Origin of the sequence: Streptomyces sp. DG1A-41, from assembly GCF_037055355.1 — a bacterium.
Taxonomy (GTDB): Bacteria; Actinomycetota; Actinomycetes; order Streptomycetales; family Streptomycetaceae; genus Streptomyces.
The window spans coordinates 6,111,907-6,137,005 of sequence record NZ_CP146350.1 but is presented as its reverse complement, the minus strand read 5'-3'; the positions used below and the strand labels follow the sequence as shown (position 1 = coordinate 6,137,005).

Sequence of the window (25,099 nt, the reverse complement as noted above, 5' to 3'; positions counted from 1 at the left end):
CCCGTCGTCATACCCGTCGCGCACACTCGGACCATGGACATCCTCATCCGGCTGGTGAAGCCCAGCGAATACGACGCCCTCGGCGAGATCACCGCCCAGGCCTACCTCAAGGACGGCCTCCTCGACTTCGGGGAAAGCGACGGGTATCTCGGCGAACTCGAGGACGTGGCCAAGCGGGCCGCCGCCGCGGACGTACTGGTGGCCACCCAGGGCGAAAACCTCCTCGGCGGCGTCACGTTCGTACCCTCCGGCGGTCCCATGGCCGACATCGCCCTGCCCGGAGAGGCCGAGATACGGATGCTCGCCGTCGCCCGGGAAGCCCGCGGCCGGGGCGCCGGAGAGGCCCTCGTCCGCGCCTGCGTCGACCGCGCCCGTGCGACGGACGGCTGTGTCCGCGTCGTCCTGTCGACGCAGCGCACCATGCACTCCGCCCACCGCATATACGAACGCCTCGGCTTCGTCCGCGTCCCGGAGCGCGACTGGAACCCGATCCCGGAGCTCGACGACATCACTCTGCTCACCTATGAGTTGACGCTGTGAAACGGTCGCGACACTACATCTAGGGGTGCTTTCACCACCCGGCACAAGATGTATGCTCATGCTCGCTGTCGCCGCAGGGGAATCCGGTGCGAATCCGGAACTGTCCCGCAACGGTGTACCCATGCCTTTTCATGCGTGCATGGGAATCAGTCCGAGGACCTGCCGACAGCGCGCCCGGCCGTCGGCCGGTGCGTCCTGACGTCCGGGCCTCGTGGAATGGGCCGGTGGACGCGACGCCGCGTGCGCTCGCGTGCTGCCCCCTGCCCTCGACGAGGCCCCCGTGCCGAGCGAGGGAGAGCCCCACGTGACCATCGCGCCAGCCGATCCGGTCTCAGCCGCCGAACAAGAGCACGACGGTCCCGGTGCCGCACTGCTGCGGACCCTGGCCGAGCTGACCGCCGACCTCCCCGACGCCGACCCCGGCCGGGTCGCCGCCGCCGCGCTGCGCGGCCGGTCCGCGCGGGCCGACGAGTCGGAGTTGCGCGAGCTGGCGACGGAGGCGGCCGCCGGCCTCATCTCCGAGGATCCCGCCTACTCCCGGCTGGCCGCGCGCCTGCTGACGATCGGGATCCGCGCCGAGGCCGCCTCGCAGGGCGTCACGTGCTTCACCGAGTCGGTCGCGGTCGGGCACCGGGAGGGCCTCATCGCCGACCGGACCGCCGCGTTCGTACGCCTTCATGCCGACCGGCTCGACGCGCTCGTCGACACCCACGCCGACGACCGCTTCGGCTACTTCGGACTGCGCACCCTGCACAGCCGCTACCTGCTCCGGCACCCGATCACCCGCAAGGTCATCGAGACACCCCAGCACTTCATGCTGCGGGTGGCCGCCGGTCTCGCCGAGGACGACACCTCCCGGGCCGTCGACGAAGTCGCCGCGCTCTACGGGCTGATGAGCCGGCTCGAATACCTCCCCTCCTCCCCCACCCTCTTCAACTCCGGCACGCGGCACCCCCAGATGTCGTCCTGCTACCTCCTCGACTCCCCCAAGGACGAGCTGGACTCCATCTACGACCGGTACCACCAGGTGGCACGGCTGTCGAAGCACGCCGGCGGCATCGGCGTCGCGTACTCCCGTATCCGCGCCCGCGGTGCGCTGATCCGCGGCACCAACGGCCACTCCAACGGCATCGTCCCGTTCCTGAAGACCCTCGACGCCTCGGTCGCCGCCGTGAACCAGGGCGGCCGCCGCAAGGGTGCCGCCGCGGTCTACCTGGAGACCTGGCACTCCGACATCGAGGAGTTCCTGGAGCTGCGCGACAACACCGGCGAGGACGCCCGCCGCACGCACAACCTGAACCTCGCGCACTGGGTGCCCGACGAGTTCATGCGCCGCGTGAACGCCGACGCGCAGTGGTCGCTGTTCTCCCCCTCGGACGTGCCCGAGCTGGTCGACCTGTGGGGCGAGGAGTTCGACGCCGCCTACCGGGCGGCCGAGGCGAAGGGTCTCGCCAAGAAGACGCTGCCGGCCCGCGAGCTGTACGGCCGCATGATGCGCACCCTGGCGCAGACCGGCAACGGCTGGATGACCTTCAAGGACGCCGCCAACCGCACCGCCAACCAGACGGCCGAGCCGGGCCACGTCGTCCACTCCTCCAACCTCTGCACGGAGATCCTGGAGGTCACCAGCGACGGGGAGACGGCGGTCTGCAACCTGGGGTCGGTCAACCTCGGCGCGCTCGTCCACGAGGCCGGCGGGGACATCGACTGGGAGCGGCTGGACGAGACCGTCCGTACGGCCGTCACGTTCCTCGACCGGGTCGTGGACATCAACTTCTACCCGACCGAGCAGGCAGGCCGGTCGAACACCAGGTGGCGTCCCGTCGGCCTCGGAGTCATGGGCCTCCAGGACGTCTTCTTCACACTGCGCCTGCCCTTCGACTCGCCCGCCGCCAAGGCGCTCTCCACCCGCATCGCCGAACGGATCATGCTCGCCGCCTACGAGGCCTCCGCCGACCTCGCCGAGCGCAACGGCCCGTTGCCGGCCTGGGAGAAGACACGTACGGCCCGGGGCGTGCTCCACCCCGACCACTACGACGTGGAACTGACCTGGCCGAAGCGCTGGGCGGCCCTGCGCGAGCGCGTCGCCGCGACCGGCATGCGCAACTCCCTGCTCCTCGCCATCGCGCCGACGGCCACGATCGCCTCCATCGCGGGCGTGTACGAGTGCATCGAGCCGCAGGTGTCCAACCTGTTCAAGCGCGAGACGCTGTCCGGTGAGTTCCTCCAGGTCAACTCCTACCTGGTGGCGGAGCTGAAACGGCTCGGCGTGTGGGACGCCCGCAGCCGCGAGGCCCTGCGCGAGGCCAACGGCTCGGTACAGGACTTCGCCTGGATCCCCGAGGACGTCCGGAAGCTGTACCGCACGGCGTGGGAGATCCCGCAGCGCGGACTGATCGACATGGCGGCGGCCAGGACCCCGTTCCTGGACCAGTCCCAGTCCCTGAACCTCTTCCTGGAGACGCCGACCATCGGCAAGCTCTCCTCGATGTACGCCTACGCCTGGAAGTCCGGGCTGAAGACCACGTACTACCTGCGCTCGCGCCCGGCGACCCGCATCGCCCGCGCGGCCCAGGCCACCGTCCCCGTGCAGGCCACCCCGGACCCCGAAGCGGTCGCCTGCTCCCTGGAAAACCCCGAGTCCTGCGAGGCCTGCCAGTAATTCCCACCCGCCACCCGACCGCCACCCCTGGAGGACGGCGCTTCGCGCCGACTGTTATGACTCAGAACCTTCTCGACCCCGGCTTCGAGCTGACTCTTCGCCCCATGCGCTACCCGGACTTCTACGAGCGCTACCGGGACGCCATCAAGAACACCTGGACCGTGGAGGAGGTCGACCTGCACTCGGACGTCGCCGACCTCGCCAAGCTGAGCCCCGCCGAGCAGCACCTGATCGGCCGTCTGGTGGCCTTCTTCGCGACGGGCGACTCGATCGTCGCGAACAACCTCGTACTGACCCTCTACAAGCACATCAACTCCCCCGAGGCGCGGCTGTATCTGAGCCGCCAGCTCTTCGAGGAGGCCGTCCACGTCCAGTTCTATCTGACGCTCCTGGACACCTACCTCCCCGACCACGACGACCGGGCGGCGGCCTTCGCGGCCGTCGAGAACATCCCTTCCATCCGCGAGAAGGCCGAGTTCTGCTTCACGTGGATGGACTCGGTGGAAAAGATCGACCGGCTGGAGACGCAGGCCGACCGCCGCCGCTTCCTGCTGAACCTGATCTGCTTCGCTGCGTGCATCGAGGGCCTGTTCTTCTACGGTGCCTTCGCCTACGTCTACTGGTTCCGCAGCCGGGGCCTGCTGCACGGGCTGGCCACCGGCACCAACTGGGTGTTCCGCGACGAGACGATGCACATGTCGTTCGCCTTCGACGTGGTCGACACCGTCCGCAAGGAGGAGCCGGAGCTGTTCGACGACCGGCTCCGGCAGGAGGTGACGGACATGCTCCGCGAGGCCGTCGAGGCCGAGCTCCAGTTCGCGCGCGACCTGTGCGGTGACGGCCTCCCGGGCATGAACACCGAGTCGATGCGGCAGTACCTGGAGTGCGTCGCCGACCAGCGGCTCAGCCGCCTGGGCTTCGCTCCGGTGTACGGCTCCGAGAACCCCTTCTCCTTCATGGAGCTCCAGGGGGTTCAGGAGTTGACCAACTTCTTCGAGCGGCGGCCCTCCGCGTACCAGGTGGCGGTGGAGGGCACCGTCGACCTGGACGAGGACTTCTGAGCCGGCTGGCCTTCGCGGGTCTCCTGGGCCTCCCTGATCTGACGGTCGACGCGCCTGTCGCGCATGATGCCGATCACTGACGGGAGGACCAGGAGGACCAGCATCCCGAGTACGAAGATCATTGCGATGAGCGTCTGTGCCTGGTTCGTGTCCATGGACACCACTGTCGCGCCGATGACTCCTTACCGTCAGTGGCAGTACTGCCGTAGACCCTCGAATTACTGCCACTGACGAGGCACACTGGAGGCATGCTCCAGAACGTGGCCGTCGTCCTCCTCGACGGTGTGAACCCCTTCGAACTCGGTGTGGTGTGCGAGGTCTTCGGCACCGACCGCAGCGACGACGGCCTGCCGGTCTACGACTTCGCGGTGGCCTCGGCCGAGGGCCCGGCCCTGCGCACGAACACGGGCTTCTCCCTGCACGTCCAGCACGGCCTGGAGCGGCTGGAGACGGCCGACCTGATCGCCGTGCCGGCGGGGCAGTGCTACGAGACCCGGGCCTTCCCGCCGGAGCTGCTGGACGCCCTGCGCCGCGGTGTGGACCGCGGCGCCCGGGTGCTCAGCGTCTGCTCCGGCGTCTTCGTGCTGGCCGCGGCCGGGCTGCTGGACGACCAGCGCTGCGCCGCGCACTGGCGGCACGCGGAGGCCCTCGCCCGGCAGTACCCGCGGATCACCGTCGAGCCGGACGTGCTCTACGTCGACGAAGACCCGGTGATCACCTCCGCGGGCACGGCCGCCGGCATCGACGCCTGCCTCCACCTGGTGCGCAAGGAGCAGGGCTCCGAGGTCGCCAACAAGATCGCCCGGCGGATGGTGGTGCCGCCGCACCGCGACGGCGGACAGGCCCAGTACATCGAGCGCCCGCTGCCGCACTCCGAGGCCGACACGATCGGCGAGGTGCTGGGGTGGATGGAGCGGCACCTCGACGAGGAGGTCACCGTCGAGCAGCTGGCCGCCCGCGCCCATATGTCCCCGCGCACCTTCGCCCGTCGCTTCCAGCAGGAGACCGGGACGACTCCCTACCGCTGGATCCTGCGCCAGCGCGTGCTGCTGGCCCAGCGGCTGCTGGAGGCGACGGACGAGACGATGGACGCGATCGCCGGTCGAACGGGGTTCGGCAACGCGGCCGCGCTGCGCCACCACTTCGTCCGGGCCGTGGGCACGACGCCGAACGCCTACCGGAGGACCTTCAGGGGCCCCGAAGCGGCCTGACCCTCTCCCCCGCTCACCTCGACACCGGCCGCAGCAGCAGGTCGTGCGGCCGCAGCGTGATGCCGACCCGCGTGCCGTCGTTCGAGCCGGGTACCTGCTCGAAGCGGTACTTGGTGGCCAGCGCCGCCGTGATCAGCGTCAGCTGGGCCATCGAGAAGTGGTCGCTCGGGCACTTGCGGTTGCCCACGCTGAACGGGCTCATGGCGTGCTTCGGGATGTCCTTGACCCGCTCCGGAAGCCAGCGGTCGGGGTCGAACTCCAGGTGCCGCGCGTACGACTTCGGATCGCGCTGGATCGCGTACGGGCTGTAGACGATGTCCGCCCCGGCCGGAATCCGGTATCCGCCGAGTTCCGTGTCCCGCACCGCCCGCCGCGTCAGAATCCACACGGCCGGGCTCAAACGCATGGACTCGACGACGACATTGTTGGTGTGGCTGAGTCCTCGGACGTCTGCGAATGCCACCGGCCTCCCACCGGTGACGGCTTCTACTTCGTCGCGCACCCGGTCCGCGTGTTCAGGGTGTTCCGCGAGCATATGCAGCAGCCACATGATCGTGGAGGCGACGGTTTCGCTGCCGGGGGTGAGGATCGCGACGACCTGGTCGTGGATCTCCTGTTCCCCGATGGGGTCGCCATTCTCGTCCGTCGCCTCCAGCAATGCCGTCAGCAAATCGTCCGGCTTTTGACCGGATGCTCGGCGCTCGGCGACGATCTCGTCCACCAGGAGATGCAAATCGGCCAATGCCCGGTTGAATTCGCGGTTGGCCGGGAGCGGCAGCTTGTATAGCGGTCCGAGCGGCACCACCATCCGCCGGTACATCCCGCGGAAGACGGTGGCGAGCGCGACGCACAGCCGCTCCGCCCGCTCGTCCATGTAGTCGCCGCGCAGCAGGCAGCGGGCCGCGATGCGCACGGCCACCCGGAACGACTCAAAGGTGCAGTCGATGGTCTCCCCCGGCTTCCAGCGCTCGGCCAGCGCGTGCGCCTCCTCCTCCATGATCGGCCCGTAGGCGGGGATGGCGTCGAGGCGGAAGGCGGGCTGGATGGTGCGCCGCTGGCGCCGGTGGCGCGGGCCGTTCGCCGTGGCCACGCCCTCCTTGCCGAGCAGGCCCTCCAGGGACTCCCACAGCGGCCCGGCGATGATGAAGTCGTTGCTCAGCGCCAGCGCGCCGGTGAGCGCCGGGGTGGTGACGGCGTACACCGTCTTCGGCCCGAGCTTCAGCCGGACCACGTCGCCGTGGTCGCGCAGCCGGGACATGAACGCCAGCGGGTCGCGCACGAGCTTCCAGCCGTGCCCCAGGACGGGGACACCGCCGCCGGCCGGGGCGGTTCACGCAGCTCCGGGACCAGAGGGGCTTCAGGCCTCACAGACTCGACGGTCATTTCTCACCTGCCGCTTCGTTGTTGACGTACGGGGGCGTGGACCGGTCGTCCCAGCTGTCGACCATGTACCGGCCGGACTCGTGATGGAACCAGTAGACGGAACTGAACCAGTTCCGCATATTGCTCAGACAGGCCCGCACGGCGGCACTGAGTTCCTTTCCCCGCACGGTGCCGTCGGCGAGGTCGTCAGCGAACCGTAACGCTCCCTGTTCGACGTCGAGGAATTCATCGATGCAATTCTCGACACGGCGCCTTACTTCTATGACCGCCTGTTCCAGGGTCAGCCCCTCATGGGTGATGAGGCTGATTCCAAGATTGTGTACCTCGTCGCCCGCTATTTCCTTCGGAAGCGAGCAGAGGTCGTTGTACCAGGCGGCGAACTCCTGACTCAGCAGCGCGGCCCGCCGATATGCCGGGTGTTTCCGCACGGCGTCGGGGAGTTCGCATCCCGCGGTCGGCTCCAGCAGATCCGTCCAGATCCAGTGGGCGAAGGTGAGCCGGCGCAACCGGAGATACTCCTCGACCGTGGGCACGATTCCGAGGGTGCGGTTGCGGAACTCCCGGTCGTACGCCTCGATCACCGCGTGGAAGTGCCGGGCGAACCGGAGGTTCCACGTCGTCGGCAGGAAGGCGTACAGCCGCAGCACGCTGTCCGCGAACCCGGCGACCAGTGGGTCCCCGTGGTGCAGGTGCTCCCCGGGGGAGTCGAGGGCCGAGTGCAGCCGGGCCCGCAGCCGCCGCCAGGCGATCGGGCGGCCGTGCACGATGTCGCGGTCGTGACGGTCGTCCCAGACGAAGAACCAGGCGCTGTAATCCGCGATTGCCTGCATGACCTCGTCGGAGGCGCCGATGTAGTACCCCGCCATGAGGTCGGTGTAGCACAGGCCGTCGGCATATTCCTCCACCTTGTCCGCGGACATGAGCCGCTTTTCGAGCAGCCAGGCCCGGGTCTTCTCCTGGCACTTCGGCCAATACGGGTGGAGTTGCCGGGGAAACGCCGCTTCGATCACCGGAAGGGAGAGCGACGGTGGAACTGCGATGGTGGTCGGTGTCGATGTGGTGCCGTGTGACAAAGCATGCACGAACTAACCCCTCTCAGCCGCCAGTTGGCGCGGGCGCCCCTCCTTTCGTGCCGGGCGTGCGCCGTTGCATGTCCCGCTCCTCCCATTCAGCACCACAACTGACCGCTCTGGGAACGTTTTTGCTTCATTCACTGCCCCACAGTGCCGGGAACCTCCGGTGGAGTGGCTGGCACCGGATCATCAGGTGAGCGGAAGCCATCGAACGGGCCACGGACAGGCGAACAGCACAGACGAACGGCGCCTGTTCAGGAGGGGAAACCCGAACAGACGCCGTGCGCCTGGTGATCTTGCGGTCTCAGTCGTTCGCGACGACGGGGTACCGGGGTTCGTTCTCGGCCATCTGCCGCAGCGCCTCCTTGCGTTCACGCTTGGAGAGGCGGTCGATGTACAGGTAGCCGTACAGGTGGTCGGTCTCGTGCTGCAAACACCGAGCGAAGTATCCGGTGCCGCGCACCCGGATCGGGTTGCCCTTCTCGTCCTGCCCGGTCACCTCGGCGTAGTCGGGCCGGGCGAGCGGCGCGTACGCGGTCGGCACCGACAGGCAGCCCTCGTTGCTGTCGTCCAGCCGGCGCTTCTCGGCGGGCAGCTCGACGAGCTCGGGGTTGCAGACGACGCCGGTGTGCCGGACGCCCTCGTCGTCCGGGCAGTCGTAGACGAAGACCTTCAGGTCGACGCCGATCTGGTTGGCGGCCAGGCCCACACCCTCGGCGGTGCGCTGCGAGGCGAACATGTCCGCCACCAGCTGCTGGAGCTCGTCGCCGAAGTCGGTGACGTCCTTGCACTCCTTGTGCAGCACCGGGTTACCGACCACCGTGATCGGCCGCGAGGTCCCCCGCTCCCGCCAGGCCGCCTCGCGCTCCTCGCAGTCCTCCGTGTCGATCACGTACCCCTCGTCATCGACGGGGAGCACGCCCGCGCGCTGCTGATCGGTGTCCTGCTGAGCCATGACGTTACGTACGCCTTCCTGAACCTAACCGAGCTGAGATGCTGATACAGGGTACGCGGGTGCCGGATGCCGCTTTTCGGGGCGCGGGGCTGTATCGATGTGCGGCTCCGCCGCGTGGGCGCGAGAAACCACGACGGCGGCGCACCCGGCACACGACCTAGCACACCTCTTCCAGATCGCGCCAATCCCGAGAATCCGGGCTGTCGGCCACCCACCCGTCCAGCAATCCCCGAACCAGCGAAGCCGGCGCAGCCAACCCGCACTCCCGCTCGGGAACCCACAGCTGCCCGTCCGTCCGATGCCCCAACGGCCCTGGATGCCCCGGCTCACTGTGATCATGCGGATCGAGATGCTGCCCGTCCCCCTCGTCGGAGGGCATCCGTGACTCGGAGCACATCCGGCACAGCAACCGCACCGAAGAAGACCAGTCCTCCGCGGCGAACCCGGCATCCGCGGCGAGCTGTTCCAGCGCGTCCCGGTCCGCCTCGGTCGCCGCCTCCAGCAGCACCACCCACGTCGGCACCGGCGACGGCGCCCACAGCTCGATCTCGTCGAACACCGGATACGTGTGCCCGGCGGCCGTGGTCCGCTCGCCGTGCGGCACGCCGTCGTGCAGCACGACCTCGCCCCAGCGCCGCCCCGACGACGGCAGCGGAATGGACAGCACCTCGATCCGCGCTGGATCCAGCCGTCGTCCCCACACGACCTCGGCCTCCCCTTCCGGGGACAGCCGTACGGCCGCGCTGCCGAGGTCCATGCCGACGGGCTCACCGGAGTCGTGGGACGCCCCCGGCACCCGCAGCCCGTAGGCCTGCCAGGCGCGCCGGGCCAGCGGCCAGTCCTGGAGGGCGGTCGCGGCGATGCCGACGTTCCACCAGTCGGGCGCTCCGGTGTCCCGGTCGAGCAGCGCCACGGCTCTGAGGCCCGCCGTCCTCGCCTGCTCCCAGTCGTGCCGGAACTTGTGCAGCAGGGCGAGGTTGAACCAGGACTCGGACAGCCAGGGCTCCAGGTCGGCGGCACGTGTCAACAGTGCGCCCGCGTCCTCGTACCGGCCGTCGCCGATGAGAGTGAACGCCCGGTCTGTGGCCTGCCGCCAGGAGGCGGAGGGCCGGTGCCGTCCCTTGCCGAAGATCCTCACGATTCCCGCCTGCCAGTTCCGTGCGGTGGGCTGGCCGTAACTGTGTTTCGAGCCCCCGGACACCTTTTCCTTCGCATCCAACCACGTACGGCCTCCGGGGCGCTCATTACCCATGGGTTACCCCGTCACGGGCAAGGTCAGACTGCTTCTTGCCAGTACCCGGGCCAGCGATTCCACCACCTCCGGGGCGTACTCCCCGGCGGTGGCGAGCCGGAGTTCCTCCAGCGCCGTCAGCGGTCCGCCCAGGCCGCCTTCCCGGGACTTCTCCTCGTACGCGTTCACGGCCCGGACGATCCGCGCGGCGAGTGGCTGCTCCGCGTAGGGGTCGGCCTGCCGCTCCACGACCACGGCGACCGCCTCGTCGACACCCGTCTGCCGTACGACGGCCCCGCCGAGCAACGCGATCCGCCGCTGTTCCGCCGCGGGCAGCCCGGCGGTGGCGCCCGTCGGCACCGGGTCGACGAGGCTCAGCTGGCCGATGTCGTGCATGAGCGCGGCGTACTCCAGCACGCTCAGCTCGGGCTCGGTGAGACCCAGATCACGCCCCACCGCCTGGCTGAGCGCGGCGACGCGGCGGGCGTGCCCGCAGGGCGTGCACCCGGCGACCTCGGTGGCCCGGGCGAGGGAGGCGATGGTCTGCCGGTAGGTCGCCCGGACCGCGGCGTACCGGCGGAACGACATCTGGGCGAGCAGCAGCGGCACGGAGAAGACGGGCAGCGCCCACAGGCCCACGACGGCGACCGCCAGGGCCATCACCGCCCCGGTCGCGATGACGGCGGCGCCGATGCCGCACACGGCCCGCAGCTCGTCCCGCAGCACCGGCCCGAAGGGCCAGCCGGTGCGGGAGTGGGCCAGCGCGGCGGCGAGCACCGCGTCGCACAGCGCGGTCAGGGACAGCAGCGCGAGCAGCAGCAGCGCGTAGGCGGGGCCGCCCCAGTCGTCGAACATGCCCCGGTTGTACGGGGGCTGGAAGCACACGGCGACGAACCCGACGGTGAGCACGCGGCGTGCCAGGTGGTCGAGCGTGGGTCCCTGCCCGCGCGCCACGTGCGGCACGCTGGCGAGCAGCGAGGCGGCCAGCACGACGGCGACGACCTGGGCGGGGCCGTGGTGCGTGGCCCGCCCGCCGGCCTCGCCGAGCAGCGCGTACGACAGGGCCGCGGCGGCACCGAGCGGCGCCGGCTCCTGACCTGCGCTCCGTTGCGCCGAGCGAGCTCCCCGACGGTGACGAGGACGCCGAAGGCGAGGGCGACCCGGCGTTCCTCCAGCCCGTGGTAGAGGGTGACGGCGAGGGATCCGGCGGCGAAGAGGGCGGCACAGGCGTGGACGAGGGTGAAGAGCGGCGGCGGCCGGTACGCGCTCACCGGTGTGCTCCCGGCCGGCTGGAGACGGCTGCGCCGGGCGGGGGAATCCGGGGCGGGTCGACGTCGTCGGCGGTCACGGCGGGGCGCCACCCGGCCCGGCCGACGGCCTCCACCAGGGCCGCGACCATCACCGGGTCGAACTGGCTGCCGGAGCACCGCTTCAGCTCCGCCAGGGCGACCGCGACAGGCCGGGCCCTGCTGTAGCTCCGTGTGGAGGTCATGGCGTCGAAGGCGTCCGCGACCGCCACGACCCGTGCCGATTCCGGGATCTGACTGCCCACCAGGCCGTACGGGTACCCGCTGCCGTCCAGCCGTTCGTGGTGGTGCAGCACGGCGGCGCGGGCCTCCCCGAGGAAGCCGATGCCGCGCACCATCTCGTGCCCGTACTCGGGGTGCAGCTCGATCACCCGCCGCTCCTCGGGCGTGAGCGGCCCGTCCTTCCTGAGCAGCCGGGTGGGAACGCCCAGCTTGCCGACGTCGTGCAGGATCCCGGCGAACCGGAGCACCTCGACGCGCTTGTCGTCCATGCCCAGCTCGCGCGCGATCATCATCGAGGCCTGCCCGACCCGCTCGCTGTGTCCGCGCGTGTAGCCGTCCTTGATGTCGACGGCCTGGACCAGCGCCCGGATGGTCGCCTGGTGGGCAGCCCGTTCCCGGTGGTACTGCGCGAAGGCCCACCAGGAGACGCACATCGGCAGCAGCACGAGCAGCGCGGCCACGGGACCGTACGGGCTGCGCCACAGCACGGCCATCATCAGCCCGGCCAGTCCGTGCACGGCGATGGGCGCGAGAGAGCGCGCCACCAGTCCGCGCCAGGCCCGCCGTACCGGGACCCGCTCGGCCAGGGCCAGGATCCCGCCGTCCAGCAGCGCGAGCACCAGGCAGAACGCCAGCACCGCCGCCCCGGCCGGTCCGAGCGCGTAGGGGACGTCGCCCGCCACGACCGCGTCCCGCCCGCCGAGCGCCCGGTGCACCCGGGCCGCGGCCCACACGCCGACGACGAGCTGGGCGGCCCGCCAGACCCGTCGCAGCGCCACGGGCCGCTGCTCGACGTGCGAGAGCAGCGCACCGGGCACGGCCACCAGGGCGGCGGCGGGCGCGGGCAGCAGGAAGACACCGGCGAGCAGCACGGGATAGAAGGTCCCGGCCGGATGGGAGATCCCGACGAACCGGGACCGGGCGACGCGCTCGCAGCTCGCGTACAGCGCGGCGAGCAGCGCCACGACCCACCAGGGCGTGCGGACGCCCGGGAGCGGCAGCAGACAGAGGAGGGCCGCGACGGCGACACAGGCGACGTACACGCGTCCCCGTACCGGTACCGCTTCCATGAGCCCCTCCCCCGGCCATTCCGTCAGGGCCGGAGCCTAGGACGGCGGCGGGGGGCTCCGCGGGCCGGTAACCCGCGGATTAGCACGTTCGAGTGATGCGTTCGAGGAGGACTACCCCTGCGGAGGCGGGGTAGTCGAAAGGCGCGGGAGTGTCAGGACTCCTGCGGCGTGGCAGGCGAGGCCGTGACGTCCTCTTCGGGGACGGCCTGGCCGGAGCGGATCAGCTCGATCCGCCCCATGACCTTGTCGCGCAGGTCGCCCGGCACGTCGTCATGCCCGCAGCAGCGCTTGACCAGCTTCTTCACGGCCTGCTCGAGCCCGTACTTCTCCAGACAGGGCGAGCATTCCTCGAAGTGGTGCTCGAACTTCACGCAGTCCGAGTCCGGCATCTCACGGTCGAGGAACTCGTAGAGATGATCGAGGATTTCGCTGCAATCCGTCTCGTGCGGCTCTCCGCAGCTCATGACCCCGAGCCTTTCTCTTCGTTCGACTCTCCGGCGCCGGCCGGGACCATCCCGCGGTCACGGGCGTAGTCCTCCAGCATGCCGCGCAGCTGACGGCGGCCCCGGTGCAGCCGGGACATCACCGTACCGATGGGTGTCCCCATGATGTCGGCGATCTCCTTGTAGGCAAACCCCTCGACATCCGCCAGGTAGACGGCGATGCGGAACTCCTCGGGGATCGCCTGGAGCGCTTCCTTCACGTCCGAGTCGGGCAGGTGGTCGAGCGCCTGCGACTCCGCGGAGCGCAGACCCGTCGACATGTGCGACTCGGCGCGGGCGAGCTGCCAGTCCTCGATCTCCTCGGCCGCGCTGCGCTGCGGCTCGCGCTGCTTCTTGCGGTACGAGTTGATGAAGGTGTTGGTGAGGATCCGGTACAGCCACGCCTTGAGGTTGGTGCCCTCGCGGAACTGGTGGAAAGACGCGTACGCCTTGGCGTACGTCTCCTGCACCAGGTCCTCCGCATCGGCCGGGTTGCGCGTCATGCGCAGCGCGGCCGAGTACATCTGGTCGAGGAACTCGAGCGCGTCCCGCTCGAAGCGCGCGTTGCGCTCCGCGGCCGTCTCCGCGCCCGTGCCGCCCTGGCCCTCGGGCTGCTCCGCCTGGCCGTGTTCGGTCCCTGCGTCGGTCCCAGTGACCGGACCCACCTCCTCCAGTGTTCTCGTGAGACCGAGACCGGTCTCACCCGAATCGGAGGATAGACGACGATCCGGTCCGCCCGCCGCCCGAACAGGAGCGGTCTTGGCCGCGTGCAGCACCGTCCAGTCCAGGTCGGCGCGGCTGCTGCGGCTCGGGCAGTAGATCGAACCCATGCGGCGGACTTCCTCTCCTACGGCGTCGGCGCTGGTCTCCAGCACGTACGTCCCGCACAACAGTGCTCGCCGCCCCGGCATTCCCGAAGCTTTACCCGAGTGACCCGGTCCACTCCACGACCGCGTCCGTGATGACCGCCACTGCCTCTTCCTGCGTGATCTCCGCGCGCTTGGGGACGGCGAAGCCGTGATCGCCGTACGGCACCTCGACCAGCTCGTACGGCCCCTCGGGGAACTCCTCGGGTCTGCCGAAGGGGTCGTTCCCGCCCTGGACGACCAGAGTGGGCACCCCGGAATCCAGCAGTTCGGCGGCGCGGGACTTCTCGGGCTTGCCGGGCGGGTGCAGGGGGAAGCTGAGGGCGAGGACCGCGTGCGCGCCGAGTTCGGTGGCGGTACGGCAGGCGACCCGGGCCCCGGCGCTGCGGCCGCCGGACACGACCGGCAGTCCGGGCCCGGCCAGCACGGGCCAGAGGCCCCGCCACCCGACGTCCAGCGTCCTGGGCGCGGGCGCCAGCTTCTTCCCGGCCACCCGCCAGGGCTGCTCCACCCGGGCCACGGTGACGCCGTGGGCGGGCAGGACGGCTGCCAGGGCCTTCAGGTCGCGGGCCTCGATGCCGCCGCCGGCGCCGTGACCGACGGCGAGGACGAGCCGGGCCTTCTCCGCCTTGTGCCAGGTGATGCGGGCGGGGCCGGCGTCGGTCTCGACGGTTTCGCTGGTCTCGTCGGTTTCGCTGGTCGTGCTGGTCTCGCTAGTCGCGCTGGTCACCTTCGTCACTTTCGTCACATCAGAAGAGTGTGCCTTCTTCCGGCCCTTCCAGCTCCTTCAGCAGCTCCGAGCCGTTGTTGCGAACGTTGCTGACGGCCGTGGTGACGGGGTAGGCGCGCATCAGCCCGGCGGGCGGCGGGGCGAGCAGCTCGCGCAGGTCGTCGGCGTCCGTGCGGGACGGGTCCAGCCAGTCGTCCCAGCGGTCGGGCGTCAGCATCAGCGGCATCCGGGGGTGGATCTCGGCCAGGGTCCGCGGACCGTCCGCCGGGGACACCGCCAGCGGACTCGTCTCGGCATCCGTGGTGATCACGGAGCACGTCACCCACCAGGCCTGCGGGTGGTCGTCGGGCAGCGTCCTGTCCCGCCAGAACTCGTACAGCCCGGCCATCGCGAAGACCGACCCGTCCGCCGGGGTCACGAAGTAGGGCTGCTTGCGGGGCCGCTTCTTCTTGCCCTCGACCTCCAGCTCGCGCTCCTGCGTGCCGGTGACCCACTCGTAGTAGCCGTCGGCGGGCAGGATGCAGCGCCGGGAGGTGAAGGCGCGGCGGTAGGACGGCTTCTCGTGGACGGTCTCCGCGCGGGCGTTGATCATCCGGGCCCCGCCCTCGGGGGTCTTCGACCAGGACGGGACGAGCCCCCACTTCAGCTTGCGCAGCTGCCGAACCGGTCGCGGGTCGTCCGCTTCTTTCAGAGGCCGGTCGAGGACGGCGTAGACCTCTTTGGTGGGCGCCACGTTGTAGTCGGGCTCCAGCGTCTCCTCGGGCTCCCACTTCTCGATCTCGAAGATCCCTGCGAGATCCTCCGGCCTACGACTCGCCGCATACCGTCCGCACATCTGCAACACCCCTCCGAGCTGCGGAAACGCCAGATCACGCCGCCTCGGTCAGCACCAGTCGGCAGACACTCGTAACCCGGGTCATCACCACCTTACGGAAGGAGGACGAGCGGGCCGAGGCTGCCACCGGGGCAGGAAAAACTCGCACGTTCGTGTCGGCAGCGATCCGTTGTGCCTCCCACAAGCGGCTGCAAGGATCTTGCTCCATGACGAAGCTCGCGTTCATCAAACTCGGGGATGGGCTCGATCATCGAGAGGAGCGCGCGGGTGGTTGCCACGCCCGCCGCAGCGCGGGGCGTGCTCATCGGGCCCGACGGGAGTAGTGAGGAACAGCACGACGATTCCACGGATTTTCCAGTCCGACTTCCAGGCCGCCGCCGCGCGGTTACGCGTACCGGAGATGGGGACCTGGCCCATCTGGTGCGGCTGACCCGGCCACGTCGGGTGCTGGAGGTCGGCATGGGCTACACCACGCCATTCCTCGCAGCTGAACTGGCTGACCTTCGGGAGAGTCTCCGGGCGAAGCGGAATCCCTCGCCGAAAAGACTCGCCGCCACCTGTCGAGTGCGGAGCGGCTAGCCTCCTCCGCCCCCGGTGACAGAGGTACTGAAGGAGCTGGCCCTCGAGGACTCGGTCACGGTGGTCAACGCCCATTTCAAAGAGCTGGACGACCGGCTGCCCGCCGACTTGCGGCCGATCGACTTCGCCTGGGTGGACGCCTGGGAGTGCATCGCCGAGTGCCAGCGCAAGCACCCGGGCGAGCTGGAAGTGCTCAACCTCCTGGAGTCCCACAAGCTGATGCAGAACAGCATCACCATCCTCTCCCGGACGTCCAGCCGCACCAAGCGCCGCTACGCCAAGCTCGGAGGCGAGATCGACTCCGGCACCGAGCTGCACGCGGCCGCCCGGCGGCAGGCGGGGATCCGGTGACAGCGCAGACGGACGCCCGTAGTTTCCTGTTCGTGGTGGCCAGCCACCGCACCGGCGGCCGGACCGAGGAGCTGGCCCGCAAGTTCGCCGCGGATCTCCCGTCCGATGCCGCCCAGCGGTGACTCCGGCTGGCCGACCATGCGCTGCCCGACTTCGTCGACCTCCGCGGCCACGGACCAGTGTCGGCCCCGGGCGAGAACGAGTCACTGCTGCTCGATGCCACGCTTGAAGCGAGCGACCTGGGCATCGTGTCGCCGCTCTATTGGTACAGCGTCTCGGCGTCGGCCAAGCTCCATCTCGACTATTGGGGGCGCTGGCTCGAAATGGACGGCATCCACTTCAAGCAGCGCATGAGGGGCAAGCGACTCTGGGCCATATGCACACCCGGAGGGCAGGGACCGCGACGACACCCGGGCAGTTCATGGTTCTGAGGTAACAAACCCGCTGGTCATGCGTCAGCCGGTCAGGGGCTGCAGCCGGACACCGAGGAAGCCGGTCGCCATTGTGCCGGCGAGTTCACTCGTCCGGCGCGCTCCTCAGGCGGCACTCGTCGTCGAGCGACCCCATGCGGCCGGCGGTTGCACGATGCGCTCAGCCGACGCCTGACCACGGGCGTTGACGGTTTCCAGACGGGCAACGAATGGCACGGTCCATCGCCCCGCATCACAAGAGCCGCAAACGAAGTGCGTCGCTCACACAGGGCTTTCGCGTCCCAGGACAGCATCCAGGAATCCGAGTTCGTCAATCCTTGGATTTTCGCTTCGCGGTGGCCACGGCGGCGGCGAAGCCGTCAGGCGCCGTGACATCCGTGATGCTCCAGCCGTCGGGTGCCTGTGCGGGGTGAGCACCCGTACCGAGACAGTCCTTCGACAAGTCCCCTGCGATCCCCGTGCCCAGACCCTTGAGATAGGCCTCCTTGCGTGTCCAGACACGGGCAAACGCGCGCGGTCTCGCGTCGACGTCCAGGGCCTCCAGTTCGGAGACCTCCCTCGGGTGCAGCATCCGCGTCAATTCGGCGACCGTCTCAGGAGCAGGCAGGCGTTCGATGTCCGCGCCGACCGGAGTGGGCGACAGCGCCAGCAGCACCATGGGACTGCTGTGGGAGAGGGAGAAGTGCACCGCGCCGTCGTCGAGGGTGGGCCGCCCGTGCGGGCCTCCGCAGCGCGGGCAGGGATCACGCACCAGACGCAGCGCCTGAGGGGCCCGTCCCGTGGCGGAAGCCAGCAGCTGACGCAAGGCCAGATGGGCGAGCAGGTAGGTGAGTCGGTCCTCTTCGCGCCGGAATGCGGCGGCGCGGTTGAGTTCGTCCTCGTGCAGCACAGCGGATGCGAGCCGGCGCGCCCGATGTCCGTCCCGCCCGGCGTCGGCGATCCACACCGAGGGCGTCTGCGGCTGAATCAGCGACCTGGTCAAAGAGAAGACGTTGGGGACTGTGGAGATCGGCGTGGCCGGCACATGGAGAGCATAGACAGCGGGGCCCGACCGCGCGCCGGAGAGTTATCCGATGCTTCTGCCGCCGGGCGGCGTGGCCTACGCATGTCGTGAGTTGTGGGAGCGGGCCGGATGCATGCCGCCGAGCTGGTCGAGACGGGGGTGACCCCTGAGGCCTCTCAGCCTCGCGGGACTGGGTGGGCCTGGGCGGGACGGACCGAGCGGAAGGCCGTCGCGAGCTGTTCGAGCAGGGGCGCTGCGGACGGGTGCGGGTCGCGACGGGGCGTGATCGTGTAGATGCCGCGGGTCGGAGGATCGACGAGAGCCACCGTGGTGACGTCGGTCCGCAGCGCGCACGTCAGCACTCCGGGTATCAGCGCGATGGCATGGCCGGTTGCCACCAAGGCCATCTTGCCGAGCAGATCGGCGGCGGTGAGGTCGATGCGGGCGGTGACTCCGGCGCGGGCGGCGTGCTGGCGCAGCAGGGCCGCCGAGCCGTCGTTGTCCTCGACCCAGGTCTGGTCGGCCAGCTCCTGGATGGGCACCGGCCCGTGTCCGGCTTGCGGATGGCCGACGGGCAGCACGACGACCATCTCGTCCAGCCCCAGTAACCGTCGTTCCAGACGCGGGTCGTTGGGCAGCCCCGGTGGCGCGTCGGTGACGACGGCGACGTCGAGATCGCCGGCGATCACGCGCTCGTGCAGCTCCGGGCTCAGCTCGGGCGACAGGTTCCACCGGACGGGTCCGGCGGTCTCGAGCAGGCGGCGGATCGCCGCGGGCACGATCCCTGCGGCCAGAGACGGCGTCGCACCGACTGTCAGCGGCCGGCCGAGCGCCCCGTGACGAACGTCCTGGATGGCGCGTAAGGCGCGGTCGGCCTCGTTGAGCGTGGCCAGGGCGTGGCGACGGAACACCTCGCCGGCCGGCGTGGGACGCACGCCGCGCAGATGCCGGTGCACGAGCGGCACCCCGAGCTGACGTTCCAGCCCGGCGATCTGCCGGGAGACGGCCGACTGGGTGTAGCCGAGCTCGGTGGCCGCGGCCGAGAGCGACCCGAGCCGGCACACCGTCACGAACGTCCGCCACGCAGTCAGTGCCATGGAACGAGTATGCCTAGCCGGTATGCGTGTTCCGCATCGTCGCCCTGCGAGATCTGCGCTTGTCGCGGATCTCCTGGTACACCAGGCTGGGACGCATGACCGCACCGCAGACGATCGCTGTCCTCGGCCTGGGCCGCATGGGAGCCGCATGCGCGACGCGACTCGCCGACCAGGGCTGGAATGTTGTCGGTTGGACCCGCTCCGGGCGCGCGGAAGTCGCTGTCGAGACGACCGGCGACCCGAACGATGCCGTGGCAAAGGCCGACGTCGTCCTCCTGGCACTCTTCGACGGCCAGGCCTGCCGACAGGTCGTCGACCAGGTCAGCGGCTCGCTGCGAACGGACACGATCGTGCTGAACACGAGCACCGTCGCACCCGCCGAGGCGGCGGGTCTGGCCCGGCAGCTCGGCCCGTCCTACGTCCACGCGCCGGTGCTCGGCTCCGTGCCCTCGGCAGCGGACGGCACCCTGCGGATCCTCGCCGCCGCCGACCAGGAGTCGCTCGATCGAGTCCGAACGGTTCTGGAGGCGCTTGGCACCGTACGACAGGTCGACGACGCCGCCACCGCCGCCTCGCTCAAGCTGATCGCCAACAACAGCCTCGCCGGCGCCGTCCTCGCGCTGCGCGACGCGCTCCAGCAAGCCGACGCCCTGGACCTGCCCCGTGCCGAGGTGCTGGACGTTCTTGAACTCGGCCAGCTCGGCGGGCTCGTGGCCCGCAAGCGAACCCTCCTCGCCGGCCAGTCGACCGCGAGCACCGCCCAGTTCACGATCGGTGCGCTGGCCAAGGGCATGGCACTGCTGGCCGCCGCGTCGAACACCCCCCTGCGCAGCGCGGGCGAGCTGGCCGACACCCCGGTCCAACCTGAGGCCGACATCGCCATGGCGGCCACGGTCCCCGCCGTCGGTGACGCCGTACTCGAACCGCTGCGCGCCTACATCCGCGGACACGCCACCGGCGACGCCGGCCATTTCCGCGAGGCGTTCCTGCCCTCCGCCCACATCGAGGGAATCCGGGACGGCGCCTTCGTCTCCTGGCCCCTGGACGATTACTGCGCTCTCTTCAGCGGCAGGCCTGCCCCGGACGAACCGACCCGTAAGCGCCGCATCGACTCCGTCGACGTCCACGGCACCGTCGCCACCGCGACCATGACGCTCTGGCACGGTGCCGACACCTTCACCGACATCTTCCTGCTGGTCCTCGTAGACGGCAGCTGGCGCATCGCCAACAAGGCCTATCGCCGGCACCTCTGACGAGCAACCGCGCCTGTCGGGGGGCATTTCGATACCCGCACGTTGGTCACCTCGCCGCATGGCAGGCGGCGTCGATCTCCTGCCGCATGGCGGAGCTGACGACTTCCGCACGCTCGAACAGGTAGAAGTGGCCGCCCGGCCAGGAATGCGTCGTGGTCCGGGCTGACATGTGCTCACTCCAGAAGGCGGCTGTCTCCGCGGGAGCCACCGGATCGTCCCGGCCGGTGAACACCGAGACGGGAACGTCCAGTGGCGGCCCGGCGTGCCTCCGGTACGTGTCCACGATCGCGAGGTCGTTGCGCAGCACCCGCAGCATCAGGTCCAGCACGTGGTGATTACGGAGGGCAGCACCACGAGCGTGGCGCCCGCGGTGAGGGTGTTCCAGATCTCGAAGGTCGTGACGTCGAACGCGGGGTTGCAGGTGTTGGCCACCTGGTCGCCGGGCCCGATGGCGCAGAAGACGGGATCGCGAACCAGCCGGATCACGCCCCGGTGCGGCACGATCACTCCCTTGGGCCGACCCGTCGATCCGGAGGTGTAGGTGATGTAGGCAGGCTCCTCCGGGCCGGGGGGCCGGCTCCGCGACGACGCCGACCCGCCAGGCCGACGTGGGCACCGGGACGATGCGGTGACCGTCCGGCAGATTCGCCCAGCGCTCGCGGCGCGAGTGGGGCCCGTAGGTGACGACCAGCTCGGCGCCGACCTCGTCGAGGATCCCGCCCAGGCGAGCCTCCGGGGCCATCGCGTCGAGCGGCACGCAAGCCGCCCCCGCGAGCAGGACACCGAGGAATGCCGGAACGAGCTCGAGCGACCTCTCCACCGCGACCGGAACGGCGTCCCCGGGGCGGACCCCGGCGGCGACGAGATCGTCGGCCAACTGCTGCGAGACGTCCCACAGTTCCCGTGTAGGAGAGCGATTCCCCGGTGGCCGGAACGCGTACCGCGCAACTCTCCGGACGGCGTTTCACCCATGCGGCAACAAGATCCTGGACCCGGCCGACCGCCTTCATGCGCTGCTCACTCCCCGCCAAGTCGAGATAGGCACTATGACGCACCTGTCGGGCATCGCACGCGAATTCAGCCCGGCGGTTCCACTTTCGAGGATCACCACCAGGCCGCACCTCAGAACGATGCATGTGACAGGCAGCCAGGGACCAGAGCGGAAGGCTGCATGTTTGTGCATGTCCCTGCATGCCCACAGCTGATCTGAACGGGTTTCGCCTGTGTCTCCCGATCCGGCATGCGGAGCACGCGGCCCGCCTCACCGCATTCACCAGCACCCGGTGACGGGGAGAGCAAGGGCCCCGGCTCACTCCGGGGCTCCAACGCCTCGAACTGGGCGTTTACCGTCAGGAACGCTCGCTGCCACGTGGGCGTCTCAGATACCGCCGCACATACGTGCCACACTGCCAAATTCCACACGACCACAGGGAGCCATCGCCGAACATGGACAGCACCGCAACCGCCTCGCTCGCCTCCCTCTGGGACGAGGTGTCCGGCACTCAGCCCGACCCCGACCTCTGGGTGGTGATCGCGACTCTGGCAGTCGCGCTCGCCGTGGTGATCCCGCACGGCCTGTGGCGTGTCTCCCGCAACGCCATCACCATCGCCCACGAGGGCGGCCACGGGCTCGTGGCCCTGCTCACCGGCCGCACCCTCACCGGCATACGGCTGCACTCGGACACCAGCGGCCTGACCGTCAGCCGCGGCAAGCCGTACGGCATCGGCATGATCCTCACCGCGGCCTCCGGCTACACCGCCCCGCCCCTGCTCGGCCTCGGCGGCGCGGCCCTGCTGGGCGCCGGCCGCATCACGCTCCTGCTGTGGCTGGCCACGGCCCTGCTTCTGGCCATGCTCGTGATGATCCGCAACGCGTACGGCGCCCTCACCATGATCGTCACCGGCGGCCTGTTCGTCCTGGTGTCCTGGCTGGCCGGCCTCGAGGTCCAGGCGGCGTTCGCGTACGTGGTGGTGTGGTTCCTGCTGATCGGCGGGGTGCGCCCCGCCTTCGAGCTGCAAGCCAAGCGTGCGAGGGGCGGCGCGGGCGACTCGGACGCCGACCAGCTGTCACGCCTGACGCACGTACCGGCGGGATTGTGGTTCTTCCTGTTCCACGCGGTGTCGCTGTGCTCGCTGATCGGGGGAGGGCGCTGGCTACTGGGCCAGTGACCAGCCCAGAAACGCGGGACTGTGCCGATGTGCGGCTCCGCCGCATAGGCGGCAGCAACCACCACGGCGCCGCACCCGGACAACGGCCCGCCCCCTTGCCTCCTTATAAAGTAAAGGCATGGCCCCGAACACCGCAGACACCGCCCTCTGGCCCGCCCCGCACGCGAGCGGAGCCGTCGACGCGACGGTCCACGTGCCCGGGTCCAAGTCGGTCACCAACCGCGCCCTGGTCCTCGCCTCCCTCGCCTCCGAGCCCGGCTGGCTGCGCCGCCCCCTACGCTCCCGCGACACCCTGCTGATGGCCGGCGCGCTGCGCGCCATGGGCATCGAGATCGAGGAAGGCGTCGGCCCGGACGGCACCGGCGAGGCCTGGCGCGTGCTCCCCACGGGCCTGCGCGGCCCGGCCACGGTCGACGTCGGCAACGCCGGCACGGTGATGCGGTTCCTGCCGCCGGTCGCCGCGCTCGCCGACGGTCCCGTCCGCTTCGACGGCGATCCCCGCTCGTACGAGCGTCCCCTGAACGGAGTCATCGACGCGCTGCGTCAGCTCGGCGCCCGCATCGACGACGACGGCCGTGGCGCGCTGCCGTTGACCGTGCACGGCAGCGGCGCCCTGGACGGCGGCCCCGTGGCCATCGACGCGTCCTCCTCGTCACAGTTCGTGAGCGCCCTGCTGCTGTCCGGTCCGCGCTTCAACCAGGGCGTCGAGGTCCGCCACACCGGCGCCACGCTGCCCTCCATGCCGCACATCCGCATGACCGTCGACATGCTGCGCGCGGTCGGCGCCCAGGTGGACACGCCCGAGTCGGGCGGCGAGCCGAACGTCTGGCGGGTCACGCCCGGCGCGCTGCTCGGCCGCGACCTGACGATCGAGCCGGACCTGTCCAACGCCCAGCCGTTCCTGGCGGCCGCGCTGGTGACCGGCGGCCGGGTCGTCATCCCGGACTGGCCGGCCCGCACCACCCAGCCCGGTGACCGGCTGCGCGAGATCTTCACCGAGATGGGCGGCTCCTGCGAACTGACCGAGTTCGGGCTCGTGTTCACCGGCTCCGGCTCGATCCACGGCATCGACGTCGACCTGAGCGAGGTCGGCGAGCTGACGCCGGGCGTCGCGGCGGTCGCGGCCCTCGCGGACTCCCCGTCGACCCTGCGCGGCGTGGCCCACCTGCGGCTGCACGAGACGGACCGGCTGGCCGCGCTGACCAAGGAGATCAACGAACTCGGCGGAGACGTCACGGAGACCGCCGACGGTCTGCACATCCGCCCGCGCCGACTGCACGGCGGGATCTTCCACACGTACGACGACCACCGCATGGCGACGGCCGGCGCGATCATCGGCCTCGTGGTCGAGGGAGTGCAGATCGAGAACGTGGCGACGACGGCCAAGACCCTGCCCGACTTCCCCGACCTGTGGACCGGGATGCTCGGGGCGTAGGACACGGGGACCAGGTCATGCGCCGTTACGGCAAGCACACCGACGAGGACGACATCCGCACCCGTCCCGGCCGCCGGAACACCCGGCCCCGGACGAACATCCGGCCCAAGCACGAGGACGCCGCCGAGGGCCTCGTCCTCACCGTCGACCGGGGCCGCCTGACCTGCCTCGTCGGGGACCGCGTGGTGATGGCGATGAAGGCCCGCGAACTGGGCCGAAAGGCGGCGGTGGTCGGCGACCGCGTGGCGCTCGTCGGCGACATGTCCGGCAAGAAGGACACGCTCGCGAGGATCGTCCGCATCGAGGAGCGGACGTCCGTGCTCCGCCGCACCGCGGACGACGACGACCCGTACGAGCGCGTGGTCGTCGCCAACGCCGACCAGCTGGCCGTCGTCACCGCCCTGGCCGACCCGGAGCCCCGCCCCCGGCTGATCGACCGCTGTCTGGTCGCTGCCTACGCCGGCGGCCTGGACCCGCTGCTGGTCCTGACCAAGTCGGACCTCGCCCCGCCCGACAAGTTGCTGGAGCTGTACGGCCACCTCGACATCCCCTACGTCGTCACCAGCCGCGAGGAACTCCAGAACGGCAGCGCCGTCGCCCGTGTACGGGAACAGCTCGACGGCAAGATCACCGCGTTCGTCGGCCACTCCGGTGTCGGCAAGACCACTCTGGTCAACGCGCTGGTCCCGGAGGAACAGCGGCGTACGACGGGGCATGTGAACGCGGTGACGGGCCGCGGCCGGCACACCACCACCTCGGCGCTCGCCCTGCCGCTGGCGGGCAGCGACGGCTGGGTGATCGACACGCCGGGCCTACGGTCCTTCGGGCTGCACCACGTGGACCCGGCCCAGGTCATCCACGCCTTCCCCGACCTGGAGCCGGGCACCGAGGGGTGCCCCCGCGCGTGCAGCCACGACGAGCCCGACTGCGCGCTGGACGCGTGGGTGGCCGAGGGGCACGCGGATCCGGCGCGGCTGTACTCATTGCGGCGACTGCTGTCCACGCGGGAGCGGAAGGAAGGCGACTGACCTCCGCGTTGTTTGCCATGGCGTGCGGACGGTAAGTGCATAATCGCACCGAGCCGGATACAGGACCGCCCAGAAGCTGAAGAATCCGGCGTATGCGCTCAAACTGACTAAGCGGTCGCTGAACG

22 protein-coding genes, 2 pseudogenes and 1 riboswitch are annotated in these 25,099 nt (G+C 70.2%); of the genes and pseudogenes, 10 read left to right on the top strand and 14 right to left on the bottom strand.

Annotated features, from left to right (window positions below):
* Nucleotides 1-33 precede the first annotated feature (33 nt).
* The 4 genes from V8690_RS28700 (at nucleotide 34) to V8690_RS28685 (ending at nucleotide 5,474) form a co-directional block, all read left to right on the top strand.
* A complete protein-coding gene (locus tag V8690_RS28700) occupies nucleotides 34-540 on the top strand; it encodes a GNAT family N-acetyltransferase (RefSeq protein ID WP_338782989.1) in 507 nt (168 codons plus the stop codon).
* A 77-nt stretch (nucleotides 541-617) separates the two neighbouring features.
* A riboswitch (cobalamin riboswitch) is annotated at nucleotides 618-700 on the top strand.
* 144 nt (nucleotides 701-844) lie between these two features.
* On the top strand, nucleotides 845-3,202 hold the full coding sequence (locus V8690_RS28695) for a ribonucleoside-diphosphate reductase subunit alpha (RefSeq protein WP_338782988.1): 2,358 nt from the start codon (nucleotides 845-847) through the stop codon (nucleotides 3,200-3,202).
* 56 nt (nucleotides 3,203-3,258) lie between these two features.
* A complete protein-coding gene (locus tag V8690_RS28690) occupies nucleotides 3,259-4,263 on the top strand; it encodes a ribonucleotide-diphosphate reductase subunit beta (protein WP_338782986.1) in 1,005 nt (334 codons plus the stop codon).
* A 248-nt stretch (nucleotides 4,264-4,511) separates the two neighbouring features.
* Entirely contained in the window at nucleotides 4,512-5,474 is a 963-nt protein-coding gene (locus V8690_RS28685; protein ID WP_338782984.1) for a helix-turn-helix domain-containing protein, read from the top strand.
* Between the two features lie 13 nt (nucleotides 5,475-5,487).
* On the opposite strand, the pseudogene V8690_RS28680 reads toward V8690_RS28685, so the two are convergent.
* The 10 genes and pseudogenes from V8690_RS28680 to V8690_RS28635 form a co-directional block, all read right to left on the bottom strand.
* Nucleotides 5,488-6,857, bottom strand: a pseudogene (locus tag V8690_RS28680) (cytochrome P450).
* Complete coding sequence (gene cyc1, locus V8690_RS28675; RefSeq protein ID WP_338782983.1) at nucleotides 6,854-7,939, bottom strand: epi-isozizaene synthase; 1,086 nt, start codon at nucleotides 7,937-7,939, stop codon at nucleotides 6,854-6,856. The pseudogene V8690_RS28680 and the gene cyc1 overlap by 4 nt, the downstream one beginning before the upstream one ends.
* A 295-nt stretch (nucleotides 7,940-8,234) precedes the next feature.
* Nucleotides 8,235-8,885, bottom strand: coding sequence for a peptide deformylase (gene def / locus V8690_RS28670; RefSeq protein ID WP_338782981.1), 651 nt, complete (start codon nucleotides 8,883-8,885; stop codon nucleotides 8,235-8,237).
* 157 nt (nucleotides 8,886-9,042) lie between these two features.
* On the bottom strand, nucleotides 9,043-10,023 hold the full coding sequence (locus tag V8690_RS28665; protein WP_338782980.1) for a hypothetical protein: 981 nt from the start codon (nucleotides 10,021-10,023) through the stop codon (nucleotides 9,043-9,045).
* 117 nt (nucleotides 10,024-10,140) lie between these two features.
* Nucleotides 10,141-11,387, bottom strand: a pseudogene (locus tag V8690_RS28660) (HD domain-containing protein).
* Nucleotides 11,384-12,715 (bottom strand): HD-GYP domain-containing protein, encoded by a 1,332-nt coding sequence (locus V8690_RS28655; RefSeq protein WP_338782979.1) that lies wholly within the window; start codon nucleotides 12,713-12,715, stop codon nucleotides 11,384-11,386. Before V8690_RS28655 ends, V8690_RS28660 begins: the two are co-directional and overlap by 4 nt.
* A 152-nt stretch (nucleotides 12,716-12,867) precedes the next feature.
* On the bottom strand, nucleotides 12,868-13,179 hold the full coding sequence (rsrA, locus tag V8690_RS28650; protein WP_338782978.1) for a mycothiol system anti-sigma-R factor: 312 nt from the start codon (nucleotides 13,177-13,179) through the stop codon (nucleotides 12,868-12,870).
* The gene (gene sigR, locus V8690_RS28645) at nucleotides 13,176-13,862 is read right to left on the bottom strand and encodes an RNA polymerase sigma factor SigR (protein ID WP_338785493.1); all 687 of its coding nucleotides are present in this window, start codon (nucleotides 13,860-13,862) and stop codon (nucleotides 13,176-13,178) included. Before sigR ends, rsrA begins: the two co-directional genes overlap by 4 nt.
* Nucleotides 13,863-14,118: 256 nt before the next feature.
* Nucleotides 14,119-14,793, bottom strand: a complete 675-nt coding sequence (locus tag V8690_RS28640) for an alpha/beta family hydrolase (protein ID WP_338782976.1) — start codon at nucleotides 14,791-14,793, stop codon at nucleotides 14,119-14,121.
* A gap of 19 nt (nucleotides 14,794-14,812) precedes the next feature.
* Complete coding sequence (locus V8690_RS28635) at nucleotides 14,813-15,628, bottom strand: SOS response-associated peptidase (protein ID WP_338782975.1); 816 nt, start codon at nucleotides 15,626-15,628, stop codon at nucleotides 14,813-14,815.
* A 594-nt stretch (nucleotides 15,629-16,222) separates the two neighbouring features.
* On the opposite strand from V8690_RS28635, the gene V8690_RS28630 reads away from it, so the two are divergent.
* Nucleotides 16,223-16,558, top strand: a complete 336-nt coding sequence (locus V8690_RS28630; protein ID WP_338782974.1) for a hypothetical protein — start codon at nucleotides 16,223-16,225, stop codon at nucleotides 16,556-16,558.
* Nucleotides 16,555-16,680, top strand: a complete 126-nt coding sequence (locus V8690_RS28625) for a hypothetical protein (protein WP_338782972.1) — start codon at nucleotides 16,555-16,557, stop codon at nucleotides 16,678-16,680. Before V8690_RS28630 ends, V8690_RS28625 begins: the two co-directional genes overlap by 4 nt.
* Before the next feature lie 619 nt (nucleotides 16,681-17,299).
* Here V8690_RS28625 and V8690_RS28620 read toward each other — a convergent pair.
* Nucleotides 17,300-18,013: a 4'-phosphopantetheinyl transferase superfamily protein gene (locus V8690_RS28620; RefSeq protein WP_338782971.1), complete on the bottom strand. Its 714-nt coding sequence runs from the start codon at nucleotides 18,011-18,013 to the stop codon at nucleotides 17,300-17,302.
* 155 nt (nucleotides 18,014-18,168) lie between these two features.
* Complete coding sequence (locus tag V8690_RS28615) at nucleotides 18,169-19,089, bottom strand: LysR family transcriptional regulator (protein ID WP_338782970.1); 921 nt, start codon at nucleotides 19,087-19,089, stop codon at nucleotides 18,169-18,171.
* A gap of 86 nt (nucleotides 19,090-19,175) precedes the next feature.
* On the opposite strand from V8690_RS28615, the gene V8690_RS28610 reads away from it, so the two are divergent.
* Entirely contained in the window at nucleotides 19,176-20,342 is a 1,167-nt protein-coding gene (locus V8690_RS28610; protein ID WP_338785492.1) for a nuclear transport factor 2 family protein, read from the top strand.
* 46 nt (nucleotides 20,343-20,388) lie between these two features.
* On the opposite strand, the gene V8690_RS28605 is transcribed toward V8690_RS28610, so the two are convergent.
* Complete coding sequence (locus V8690_RS28605; RefSeq protein WP_338785491.1) at nucleotides 20,389-20,727, bottom strand: thioesterase domain-containing protein; 339 nt, start codon at nucleotides 20,725-20,727, stop codon at nucleotides 20,389-20,391.
* A complete protein-coding gene (locus V8690_RS28600; protein WP_338785490.1) occupies nucleotides 20,658-21,314 on the bottom strand; it encodes an AMP-binding protein in 657 nt (218 codons plus the stop codon). Before V8690_RS28600 ends, V8690_RS28605 begins: the two co-directional genes overlap by 70 nt.
* Before the next feature lie 474 nt (nucleotides 21,315-21,788).
* On the opposite strand from V8690_RS28600, the gene V8690_RS28595 reads away from it, so the two are divergent.
* From V8690_RS28595 to rsgA, 3 genes are all read left to right on the top strand, one after another.
* Nucleotides 21,789-22,511 (top strand): M50 family metallopeptidase, encoded by a 723-nt coding sequence (locus V8690_RS28595; protein ID WP_338782969.1) that lies wholly within the window; start codon nucleotides 21,789-21,791, stop codon nucleotides 22,509-22,511.
* Between the two features lie 118 nt (nucleotides 22,512-22,629).
* Nucleotides 22,630-23,946 (top strand): 3-phosphoshikimate 1-carboxyvinyltransferase, encoded by a 1,317-nt coding sequence (gene aroA, locus V8690_RS28590; RefSeq protein WP_338782968.1) that lies wholly within the window; start codon nucleotides 22,630-22,632, stop codon nucleotides 23,944-23,946.
* Nucleotides 23,947-23,963: 17 nt separating this feature from the next.
* Nucleotides 23,964-24,974, top strand: a complete 1,011-nt coding sequence (rsgA, locus tag V8690_RS28585; RefSeq protein ID WP_338782967.1) for a ribosome small subunit-dependent GTPase A — start codon at nucleotides 23,964-23,966, stop codon at nucleotides 24,972-24,974.
* Nucleotides 24,975-25,099: the final 125 nt, after the last annotated feature.

Bases quoted from the DNA above. Each gene is read 5' to 3' on its own strand.
- V8690_RS28700 (WP_338782989.1), top strand. From the start codon at position 34: ATGGACATCCTCATCCGGCTGGTGAAGCCCAGCGAATACGACGCCCTC.
- V8690_RS28690 (WP_338782986.1), top strand. From the start codon at position 3,259: ATGACTCAGAACCTTCTCGACCCCGGCTTCGAGCTGACTCTTCGCCCC.
- V8690_RS28685 (WP_338782984.1), top strand. From the start codon at position 4,512: ATGCTCCAGAACGTGGCCGTCGTCCTCCTCGACGGTGTGAACCCCTTC.
- def (WP_338782981.1), bottom strand. From the start codon at position 8,885: ATGGCTCAGCAGGACACCGATCAGCAGCGCGCGGGCGTGCTCCCCGTC.
- V8690_RS28655 (WP_338782979.1), bottom strand. From the start codon at position 12,715: ATGGAAGCGGTACCGGTACGGGGACGCGTGTACGTCGCCTGTGTCGCC.
- rsrA (WP_338782978.1), bottom strand. From the start codon at position 13,179: ATGAGCTGCGGAGAGCCGCACGAGACGGATTGCAGCGAAATCCTCGAT.
- V8690_RS28635 (WP_338782975.1), bottom strand. From the start codon at position 15,628: ATGTGCGGACGGTATGCGGCGAGTCGTAGGCCGGAGGATCTCGCAGGG.
- V8690_RS28615 (WP_338782970.1), bottom strand. From the start codon at position 19,089: ATGGCACTGACTGCGTGGCGGACGTTCGTGACGGTGTGCCGGCTCGGG.
- V8690_RS28600 (WP_338785490.1), bottom strand. From the start codon at position 21,314: ATGGGTGAAACGCCGTCCGGAGAGTTGCGCGGTACGCGTTCCGGCCAC.
- V8690_RS28595 (WP_338782969.1), top strand. From the start codon at position 21,789: ATGGACAGCACCGCAACCGCCTCGCTCGCCTCCCTCTGGGACGAGGTG.
- aroA (WP_338782968.1), top strand. From the start codon at position 22,630: ATGGCCCCGAACACCGCAGACACCGCCCTCTGGCCCGCCCCGCACGCG.
- rsgA (WP_338782967.1), top strand. From the start codon at position 23,964: ATGCGCCGTTACGGCAAGCACACCGACGAGGACGACATCCGCACCCGT.